Here is a 9,003-nt window from a genome sequence, read left to right on the forward strand (position 1 = left end):
TAGCGCTATCCAAAGCCCTCAGATCCGCTCTCGCTCGCGCCCCATGACCCACCTTGCGCCCGAATCCCTCGTCTTCATGGGCGTCGCCGGCAGCGGTAAATCCGCGCTGGGCGCTGCCGTCGCCCAAAGAGCCGGCCGTGTCTGGCTGGAGGGCGACGACTTCCACAGCGAGGCCAACCGCCGCAAGATGGCCCAGGGCCAGCCGCTGACCGACGATGACCGCGCCGGGTGGCTCGCCGCGCTGTGCGAGCAACTGCGTTGTCACCCGCTAGGCGCCATGGCCGCATGCTCAGCGCTCAAGCGCCGCTACCGTGACCAGCTCCGCCAAGCCTCACCGGGCCTGCGCTTCGCCTTCCTGGATGTCGACCGGGCCGAGGCCCGCCGTCGCATCGAGGCACGCGGCGGCCATTTCTTCTCCGTCAGCCTGGTCGACAGCCAGTTCGAGACGCTGGAGTCGCCCGTCGGCGAGCCGGGCGTGCTGCACCTAGATGCACTCGCCCCGCTGGACCAGTTGCAGGCGCAGGTGTTCGCCTGGTTGCAGAGCACAGCATGAGCGCGCGCCCGCTCACTCGGCGCGAGATCGTCGGCTACGGCCTGGGCGACATGGGGTTCAACTTCTACTGGACCAACATCTCGACCTTCCTGCTGATCTTCTACACCGACGTGTTCGGCATCACCGCAGCCGCCGCCGCGACGATGTTGTTCGTCATCAAGATCTTCAACGCCTTCACCGACCCCATGATCGGCGCCTTCGCCGACCGCACGCAGACGCGCTGGGGCAAGTTCCGGCCCTATCTGCTCTTCATGCCGGTGCCGCTGGCGGTGATCGGTGTGCTGACCTATTCCACGCCCGACTTCGGCCCCACGGGCAAGCTGGTGTGGGCCTACGTGACCTACCTGCTCTTGATGACGGTCTACACCAGCGTCAACCTGCCCTACAGCGCCTTGTCGGGGGTGATCTCGGGCGACGCGCGGGAGCGCAATGCTGTCAACGCGTCCCGTTTCGTCTGCGGCTTCGCGGGCGGCACCCTCGTCACGGCCGTGTCGCCCCGGCTGGTGGGCTGGTTCGGTGGTGGCGACCCAGCCCTGGGCTGGACGCTGACCATGGTGTTCTGGGGCGTTGCCGCCGCGCTGATCTTCGCCTTCACCTTCAGCGCGACGACCGAGCGCGTCCAGCCGGTACAGGCCGAGCCCTCCAGCGTGCGCCAGGACCTGGCCGACCTGCGCAGCAACCTGCCCTGGATCCTGCTGTTCTTCCTGGCGCTGATCATCATGCTCAGCATCACGCTGCGCATGACCAGCGCGGCCTACTACTTCAAGTACGTGGTCAACCGGCCCGAGCTTCTGGCCACCTTCATGCCGGCCTACCTGCTGGCCGCGGCGGCCGGCACGGCGTGCACGCCCTTCCTCACTCGCTTCATCGACAAGCGCAAGCTGCTGATCGGGTTGATGCTCGCTTCCACCGTGCTGTCGATGGCCTTCCTGTTCGTCGACGCCGATCAGATCGCGCTGATGTATGCGCTGCAGATCGCGCTCGGTCTCGTCCTCGGCCCGAAATCGCCGCTGTCCTTTTCGATGCTGGCCGATTCGGCCGACTTCAACGAATGGCGCAACGGCCGCCGCGCGACGGGCATGACCTTCGCGGCCAGCTCGTTCGCGCAGAAGCTCGGCACGGCTGTCGCCGTCGGCGTCATCGGCACGCTGTTCACGGCGCTGGGCTATGTGCCCAACGCGGTGCAATCGGCCGACTCCCAGGCCGGCATCGTCTGGCTGATGTCCGTGATCCCGGCCGGCTTCACGCTGCTGGCCGCCGTCATCATGGTCTTCTACACGCTGGACAACCCCACCATGGCGCGCATCCAGGCCGACCTGGCCGCGCGCAAGTTCTCCACTTCACCGGTCTGACGCCCATGCTGCGACACCTCGATGACGGCGAGCGCTGCGAGCTCACCAGCCCCACCGCCCTGCCCCAGGCCGCCGGCTTCCTGTGGAACCGCCGCATGATGATCCAGGTGACCTGCCGCGGCTACGCCACCGCGCAGTTCATGCAGCCCGAGCCGGCCAAGTACGCCCATGCGCCCAACCTGGAGGCCAAGACCTTCATGCAGCCGGAGCAGGCCTACTACGCCCACCACCCCGGCCGCTTCGTCTACGTGAAGGACGAGGACACCGGCGAGCTGTTCTCGGCGCCGTATGAGCCGGTGCGCGCGCCGGTCGACAGCTTCAGCTTCGTCGTCGGCCGGCATGACCTGAGCTGGACGGTGGAGCACCTCGGCCTGCTCATTGAAATGACGCTAGGGCTGCCGACCGACGATGTCGTCGAGCTGTGGGAGGTTCGCGTCACCAATCTCTCGGGCCAACCGAGACGCATCAGCGTCGTGCCCTACTTTCCCATCGGCTACATGTCGTGGATGAACCAGTCGGCCGAGTGGCGCGCCGACCTGGGCGGCATCGTTGCCAGCAGCGTGACGCCCTACCAGAAGGTGGCGGACTACTTCAAGAACCTGCAGCTCAAGGACAAGACCTATTTCCTCTGCGAGCGCGCACCTGATGCCTGGGAGGCCAGCCAGAGCGCGTTTGAAGGCGAAGGCGGCCTGCACCGCCCGAGCGCGCTGCAGGTCGAGCAGCTCGCCGGTGGCGACGCCCGCTACGAAACGCCCGCCGCCTGCGTGCAGTACCGGCTGACGCTGCAGCCCAACGAGGGCCAGACCTGGCGCTTCCTCTTCGGCCCTGCGCTGGACGACGCCGAGATCGCCAGCGTGCGCGAGACCTACCTCAGCGAAGCCGGCTTCGCCCGCGCCCACGCTGCCTATGCCGACTACATCGACAGCGGCCGCGGCTGCCTGCGCATCAAGACACCCGATGCCGACTTCGACCGCTTCGTCAATCACTGGCTGCCGCGCCAGGTTTTCTATCACGGCGACGTGAACCGGCTCAGCACCGACCCGCAGACGCGCAACTACCTGCAGGACAACCTCGGCATGGCCTATATCGCGCCGAGCGTCACGCGCGGCGCACTGTTGCATGCGCTGAGCCAACAGGCCGCCAACGGCTCCATGCCGGACGGCATCCTGCTCATCGAAGGCGCCGAGCTGAAGTACATCAACCAGGTGCCGCACACCGACCACTGCGTTTGGCTGCCCGTGTGCCTGCAGGCCTACCTGGACGAGACGGGCGACTTCGCGCTGTTGGATGTAGTGGTGAACGACCTCACCGTCGCCGAACGGCTGGACGCCGCCATGGCCTGGCTGCAGCAGGACCGCGACGCCCGCGGCCTGAGTTTCATCGCCCAGGGCGACTGGTGCGACCCGATGAACATGGTGGGCTACAAGGGCCGCGGCGTGTCGGGCTGGCTCACTGTTGCGGCCGCCTATGCGATGCGGCTGTGGGGCGGTATCTGCGCCAGCGCCGGCCGCTCCGACCAAGCCGCGCGCTTGCAGGCTGCGGTCGAGAACCTGAATGCCGCCGCCAACCGTCATCTGTGGGATGGCGCCTGGTTCGCACGCGGCATTACTGATGACGATGTGATCTTCGGCGTCAGCGCCGACACCGAAGGCCGCATCTACCTGAACCCGCAGTCCTGGGCCATGCTCAGTGGCGCGGCGAGCAAGGAGCAGCGTGTGAAGATGCTGGCCGCCATCGAGGCCCAGCTCGACACGCCGCACGGTGTGGCCATGTTCAACCCGCCCTACTCCCACATGCGCGACGACGTAGGCCGCGTGACGCAAAAGCACCCGGGCTCGGCCGAGAACGGCGCCGTCTACAACCACGCGGCCAGCTTCTATGTGCATGCGCTGTACGACGCCGGCGAGGGCGACCGCGCCTACAGCGCGCTGCGCCGAATGGTTCCGGGCCCTGACGAGGCCGACTATTTGCAGCGCGGCCAGTTGCCCGTCTTCATCCCCAACTACTACCGCGGCGCCCACCAGCAATACCCGCGCACCGCAGGACGCTCCAGCCAGCTCTTCAACACCGGCACGGCGGCCTGGGCCTACCGCTGCGTCATCGAAGGCTTGTGCGGGCTGCGTGGCCACGCGCAGGGGCTGTCAGTGAGGCCGCAACTGCCCGACGGCTGGGACCATCTCAACGCCGAGCGCGAGTTCCGCGGTGCGCGCTTCAAGCTGCGGGTGCGCCGCACGGGCACGGCTTGCATCCATCTTGATGGTCAACCGTTGGCCGATGACTTGGTGCGCAATATCGAAGCCGGGCGCGAGTACCGGCTCGACGTTGAGCTGGGGAACCGCTCCAAGACGTGATTTCGCTGGAGGCGCATCAAGTCGCTGATGGTCGAGCAGGTTCCGTGATGCTCAGGGGGCGACGTGCGTGTGGTAGATCTTGCTGATCACGATCCACTTTCCATCGACCTTCAGCAGATGGAAGAAATCGGTGAAGCAAAAACCGGAGACGTCATTGGTGTCGACGCGGGCGCTGGCGGCGGTGCCGACGATGTCGACTCTGACGATCGCAGCTTGCGCTTCGGGCGAAGGACGAAAGGAACTGTCGATCCCGTCGAACAAATTCTGGATTGCACCACCCGACAGCTTGCCGTCCGCGCCGAGGCCAAAGATGGTTGCCTGGTCGCTGAAGGCGGGCTTCATGATGCTGCTCTTGGCCTGCTTGCAGCCATCGTTGTACTTGTTCAGCACCTCGACGATCGCGTGGTACTCCTGGACGTAAACAGGTTTGCTCATGATTTGATCCGGGTTGAGGTTGCTAATTCAGTGGGCTCCAGACACGGCGTTGGAACCCGGGGCAGCGACGCCGCCCGCGACTACAGCGGTTGAGCGTGCAGCACGCCGCCGGCATGCACGAAGTTGCCGCCACCGAGGTGGTGGATGGTCTGCAGCGCCACGTTGTCATCGCGAAACAACCAATGTCCGTTCGCGAAGATGCGTTCGTCGGCTGCGGCCGCAACCACCTCCGCGAAGCAGGTGTCGTAGGCATCCTCGGTATGCGGTTCGCGAATCAGTCGGCATTCAAGCCAGGCGGCGCAGCCCAACTCGATCAGCGGCACGCCGAATGCCGGACCTTTTCTTGCGGCGATTCCGTGGCGAGCGAACTTGTCGATATCGCGGCCGCTGGCACTGCCGACGGCGTAGGTCAGGTCAACCAGCGCCGCACCCGGAAGGCAGAGGCCGAACGCACCGCTGGCCGTGACGAGTTCGCGCGTATGAGTACGCCTGTCGATGACGACGGCAACGCGCGGCGGTGTGAATTCAACTGGCATTGACCAAGCGGCCGCCATCACATTGCGGCGCTCGCCGTCCGCACTGGTCACCAGCACGGTTGGGCCGTGGTTGATCAGGCGGCTGGCGTGCTCTAGCGCAACCGGTCGGAAATGCTCGTTCATGGTGCTTTTGGATGGAAGCAGGAAAAGTGAACCCCGACCCGGGAGCCGGGTAAGTCGAATCACCGACGCGCGTAGTCCTCAGCGGGCTTGTCGGTCGGACTCACCCAGGCGGCCTTTGTCTCTTCAGAGGCCGGCAGATTGACGGCGGTGTTGGTGGGCGGGATCGGCTTCATGAACCACTTGTCGTAGAGCTGCGCAATCTCGCCGCTCTTCATCAGGCCTCGCAGCGTGTTGTCGATGCTTTGCTTGAAAGCCGGATCGTCCTTGCGGATCATGATCGCGATCGGCTCCACGCCGAGCACCTCGCCGACGATTCTGAAATCGGCCGGATTGCGCGACTTGGCAATGTTGCCGGCCAGCACTTGAGCGTCCATCACGAAGGCATCGGCACGCCCGGAATCGAGATTGAGCATGCTGTCGGTGTGGTCCTTTCCGAAGATCTCCTGGAACTCGACGCCCGCGGCCTTTTGGTGCTTGCGTAGGAGCAGCACGCTGGTCGTGCCGGTGGTCGTCGCGACCTTGCGGCCGTTCAACTGACTGATCGACTGAATGCCTGAGTTCGCCTTCACGGCGATGCGGATTTCCTCAACATAAGTGGTGAGGGCAAACGCGACCTGTTGTTGGCGGGCGGCGTTGTTGGTCGTTGAGCCGCATTCGATGTCGACCGTACCGTTTTGCAGCAGCGGCGTCCGATTGGCCGACGACACGGGTTGGTACTTGATGTCCAGCTTTGCGAGTCCAAGCTGCTTCTGGATGTCGGCCAGCGCGCGATGGCACAAGTCGATGTGAAAACCGACGTACTTCCCGCCACCGATGGTGTACGACAAGGCGCCCGACGATTCGCGCACGCCCATCGTCACGGATCCCGTTGTCTTGATCTTCTGTAGCGTGTCCGCTTGAGCCGCACAAGCGCTGGCAACGGCGATGAGGGCAAGAACCAGAATCTTCAATTGATTGCTCCTGTCTGGCGATTGGCGACCGACTACTTCGCGAACAGCATCGCGATGTCGGCGAAGGCCTTGAACTCCAGCGCATTGCCTGACGGGTCGAGGAAGAACATCGTTGCCTGCTCGCCGGGTTCGCCCTTGAAGCGGATGTAGGGCTCGATCACGAACTCGACGCCGGCCGCCTTCAGGCGCGTGGCGGCCGCCTCCYAGTCGGCCATCGGCAGCACGATCCCGAAGTGGCGCACCGGCACGCCGTGGCCATCGACTGCATTGCGCTGTGCGATACCGGTTTCAGCGGGCGCGAGGTGGGCGACGATCTGGTGGCCGTAGAAATTGAAATCGACCCAATCGTCCGCGCTGCGGCCTTCGGGGCAGCCGAGCAGTTCTCCATAAAACTTTCTGGCCAGGGCGATGTCGTGCACCGCGAATGCGACGTGGAACGGGGAAAGGCTGTCGGGATTCTTGGTGGGGGCACGCATCGTCATGGTCTAGGCATTTGGTTGCTGATCGGGGGCGGTGGTGGTGTTCAGTGCTTGAATCCTAGGCAGTCCAGTGAAAAATAAAATCAATATATATTTGCACCAAGTACAAATATTGTTTGTCAATGATCCGCGAACTGAAGACCTTGATGGCCGTCGCACGCGAGGGCACGTTTGCCGCCGCCGGTGCGCAGATTGGCCTCACGCAGGCAGCCGTCAGCGCGCAGATGCAGCGGCTGGAGGCAGAGCTCGGCTTCCAGCTCTTCGACAGGACTGGACGATCGGCGCGTCTCAATGCCATGGGGCAGCAGATGCTGGCGCAAGCCCAGGAACTGCTTCTGCTCTATGGCAACCTGGGGGCCAGCAACACCGGGCCGCAATCGACCGTGCTGCTCAACATCGGCGCCATTGCATCGGTCCAACGCTCGCTGCTACCGGACGCACTCGGGAAGTTCCACAAGCAGCTTCCCAGCTCCCGCACGCGAGTCGTTCCGGGCTTGTCCATGGAACTGTTGAACCTCGTTGATGCCGGCGATATCGCCATGGCAGCGATCATTCGCCCACCGTTCTCGTTGCACAGTGACCTGCGCTGGAGCACGCTCGCGCACGAGCCGTTTCGCCTGCTGGTGCCGCGGCACGTGGCCGGCGACGACTGGGCCCAGCTGCTATCCAGCGAACCGTTCGTCCGATATGACYGCGCCTCGTTTGGCGGGAGGCAGGTCGACCGCTTCCTGCGCGCCGCGCACCTGAGCGTGCAGCAGGTTTGCGAGCTCGACGAACTGGATGCGATCGTGCGGCTGGTGGCCAACGGGGTGGGGGTCGCGCTGGTGCCGCAGACCGCCACGCATCGCAGGTGGCCCGCGGCGGTACGCGCGATCGACCTCGGGCATCACACCTTCCATCGCGACATCGGCCTCGTTCATCGAGCGAGCCGAAGCCTCAGCGAGCCAGCACGGCTGCTCGCGCAGCTCATTTGCGACGCGTACAGAGGTAGCGCAGCACTCCGCCAGGTCGAAGATCGCCAGTGACGGCGCCGCGCCACAGCGAGCCGTTCTTAGGTTGACGCCCGCCGCACGACCTGGAAGCCCAGGTCCACGTTCGGCTGCTCCACCGGCTGGCCGCGCATCAGCTTCATCAACATCTGCGCCGCCTGCTCGCCGATCTGACGGCGCGGCGTGGCCACGGTGGTGAGTGGCGGCACCATCTGGTCGCTGCCCGGCAGGTCGTTGAAGCCGGCCACCGCCACGCGGCCAGGCACGGCCACCCCCAGGCGCAAGGCCGCCAGCAGCGCGCCCTGCGCAAGGTCGTCGTTGCAGAAGAAGATGGCGTCGGTCTCAGGCGTCTCGCGCAGCACACGCTCCAGCATCGCGCCACCGAGCGCCATGGACGAGGGCTCGGCGATCAGCACCTTGTTCACGCTCTCGCCCAGGCCGGCTTGCACCAGCGCCTCCTTGTAGCCCTCACCGCGTTCCAAGGTGCGTGGGTCGAGCTGGGCGGCAACGTAGACGACGCGGCGCCGACCCGAATCGAGCAGATGCTGCGTGATGGCCCGCCCGGCATCGCGTTGCGAGAAGCCCACGCTGTGGCTGCCCGGCTCCACCTCCATCACATGCACGCAGGGAACGCCGCTGCCCTCGATCAGAGCGGCCGCCGCCGGGCTGCGATCGCGGCCGGTGACGATGAGACCGGCCGGCCGGTGTGCCAGAAAGCTGCGCAGCACGGCCTCCTCTTCGCTTGCGTCGTAATGGGTGACGCCGATCAGCGTCTGGTAGCCAGCCGGCACGAGGCTGTTCTGCACCGCGTCGAGCAGCTCTACGAACAGCGTGTTGCTCAGCTTGGGGATCAGCACCGCGACATGGGAGCTGCGGCTGGAGGCCAGCGCGCGGGCGGCCGGATCGGGCACGTAGCCCAGCGCAGTGGCGGCGGCCTGGACGCGCTCGCACAGCTCCTGCGCCACCGCCCGCTCGCCACGCAGGGCCCGCGACACGGTGATGGGGCTGACGCCGGCGGCCTGCGCCACGTCCGCCAGCGTCACCCGGCCGGTGGCCCTGGTGCGTCTGGGGGAGGCGGCTGATGTCGTCTTGCTGCTCGGCATTTCTACATGGTATCCCCCATATCGGAGGGGGAATTCGATGCCTAGGATAGCGCAATCCCGAAACGCGATAGCCCACGGCGCAGCTGTTCAAACCTTGGGGATCGCGTGTTCGGGCGAGTTTCAACCTAAGCC

The 9,003-nt window shown here is 65.4% G+C and carries 9 protein-coding genes; 4 read left to right on the plus strand and 5 right to left on the minus strand.

Annotated elements, in window-relative coordinates; all coding sequences use genetic code 11:
* Positions 1 to 43: 43 nt before the first annotated feature.
* Genes ACXJKJ_RS19170 through ACXJKJ_RS19180 form a run of 3 tightly spaced genes read left to right on the plus strand, consistent with a single transcriptional unit; the run spans position 44 to position 4,256 of the window.
* Positions 44 to 553, plus strand: a complete 510-nt coding sequence (locus ACXJKJ_RS19170) for a gluconokinase (protein ID WP_235531901.1) — start codon at positions 44 to 46, stop codon at positions 551 to 553.
* Positions 550 to 1,905 (plus strand): MFS transporter, encoded by a 1,356-nt coding sequence (locus ACXJKJ_RS19175; protein WP_457391657.1) that lies wholly within the window; start codon positions 550 to 552, stop codon positions 1,903 to 1,905. Before ACXJKJ_RS19170 ends, ACXJKJ_RS19175 begins: the two co-directional genes overlap by 4 nt.
* Positions 1,906 to 1,910: 5 nt before the next feature.
* Complete coding sequence (locus tag ACXJKJ_RS19180) at positions 1,911 to 4,256, plus strand: GH36-type glycosyl hydrolase domain-containing protein (RefSeq protein WP_457391658.1); 2,346 nt, start codon at positions 1,911 to 1,913, stop codon at positions 4,254 to 4,256.
* Between the two features lie 51 nt (positions 4,257 to 4,307).
* Here ACXJKJ_RS19180 and ACXJKJ_RS19185 read toward each other — a convergent pair whose 3' ends face one another.
* The 4 genes from ACXJKJ_RS19185 to ACXJKJ_RS19200 all read right to left on the minus strand — a co-directional run bounded on the left by ACXJKJ_RS19185 (position 4,308) and on the right by ACXJKJ_RS19200 (position 6,776).
* Positions 4,308 to 4,691 (minus strand): nuclear transport factor 2 family protein, encoded by a 384-nt coding sequence (locus ACXJKJ_RS19185; RefSeq protein WP_457391659.1) that lies wholly within the window; start codon positions 4,689 to 4,691, stop codon positions 4,308 to 4,310.
* 80 nt (positions 4,692 to 4,771) lie between these two features.
* Positions 4,772 to 5,350: a flavin reductase family protein gene (locus ACXJKJ_RS19190; RefSeq protein WP_457391661.1), complete on the minus strand. Its 579-nt coding sequence runs from the start codon at positions 5,348 to 5,350 to the stop codon at positions 4,772 to 4,774.
* Positions 5,351 to 5,409: 59 nt separating this feature from the next.
* Positions 5,410 to 6,300 (minus strand): amino acid ABC transporter substrate-binding protein, encoded by an 891-nt coding sequence (locus tag ACXJKJ_RS19195; RefSeq protein ID WP_457391662.1) that lies wholly within the window; start codon positions 6,298 to 6,300, stop codon positions 5,410 to 5,412.
* 32 nt (positions 6,301 to 6,332) lie between these two features.
* On the minus strand, positions 6,333 to 6,776 hold the full coding sequence (locus ACXJKJ_RS19200; protein ID WP_457391664.1) for a VOC family protein: 444 nt from the start codon (positions 6,774 to 6,776) through the stop codon (positions 6,333 to 6,335).
* Between the two features lie 125 nt (positions 6,777 to 6,901).
* Here ACXJKJ_RS19200 and ACXJKJ_RS19205 point away from each other — a divergent pair, with 125 nt between their 5' ends.
* Positions 6,902 to 7,804 carry a LysR family transcriptional regulator gene (locus ACXJKJ_RS19205; protein ID WP_457391665.1) on the plus strand — a complete coding sequence of 301 codons (903 nt, stop codon included), beginning with the start codon at positions 6,902 to 6,904 and terminating at the stop codon, positions 7,802 to 7,804.
* Between the two features lie 26 nt (positions 7,805 to 7,830).
* Here the strand turns inward: ACXJKJ_RS19205 and gntR are convergent, their stop codons facing one another.
* Entirely contained in the window at positions 7,831 to 8,871 is a 1,041-nt protein-coding gene (gene gntR / locus ACXJKJ_RS19210) for an HTH-type transcriptional regulator GntR (RefSeq protein WP_457391667.1), read from the minus strand.
* Positions 8,872 to 9,003 lie beyond the last annotated feature (132 nt).

The sequence above is a fragment of the Roseateles sp. P5_E1 genome, assembly GCF_054049335.1.

Bases quoted from the DNA above. Each gene is read 5' to 3' on its own strand.
- ACXJKJ_RS19180 (WP_457391658.1), top strand. From the start codon at position 1,911: ATGCTGCGACACCTCGATGACGGCGAGCGCTGCGAGCTCACCAGCCCC.
- ACXJKJ_RS19170 (WP_235531901.1), top strand. From the start codon at position 44: ATGACCCACCTTGCGCCCGAATCCCTCGTCTTCATGGGCGTCGCCGGC.
- ACXJKJ_RS19185 (WP_457391659.1), bottom strand. From the start codon at position 4,691: ATGAGCAAACCTGTTTACGTCCAGGAGTACCACGCGATCGTCGAGGTG.
- ACXJKJ_RS19190 (WP_457391661.1), bottom strand. From the start codon at position 5,350: ATGAACGAGCATTTCCGACCGGTTGCGCTAGAGCACGCCAGCCGCCTG.
- gntR (WP_457391667.1), bottom strand. From the start codon at position 8,871: ATGCCGAGCAGCAAGACGACATCAGCCGCCTCCCCCAGACGCACCAGG.
- ACXJKJ_RS19175 (WP_457391657.1), top strand. From the start codon at position 550: ATGAGCGCGCGCCCGCTCACTCGGCGCGAGATCGTCGGCTACGGCCTG.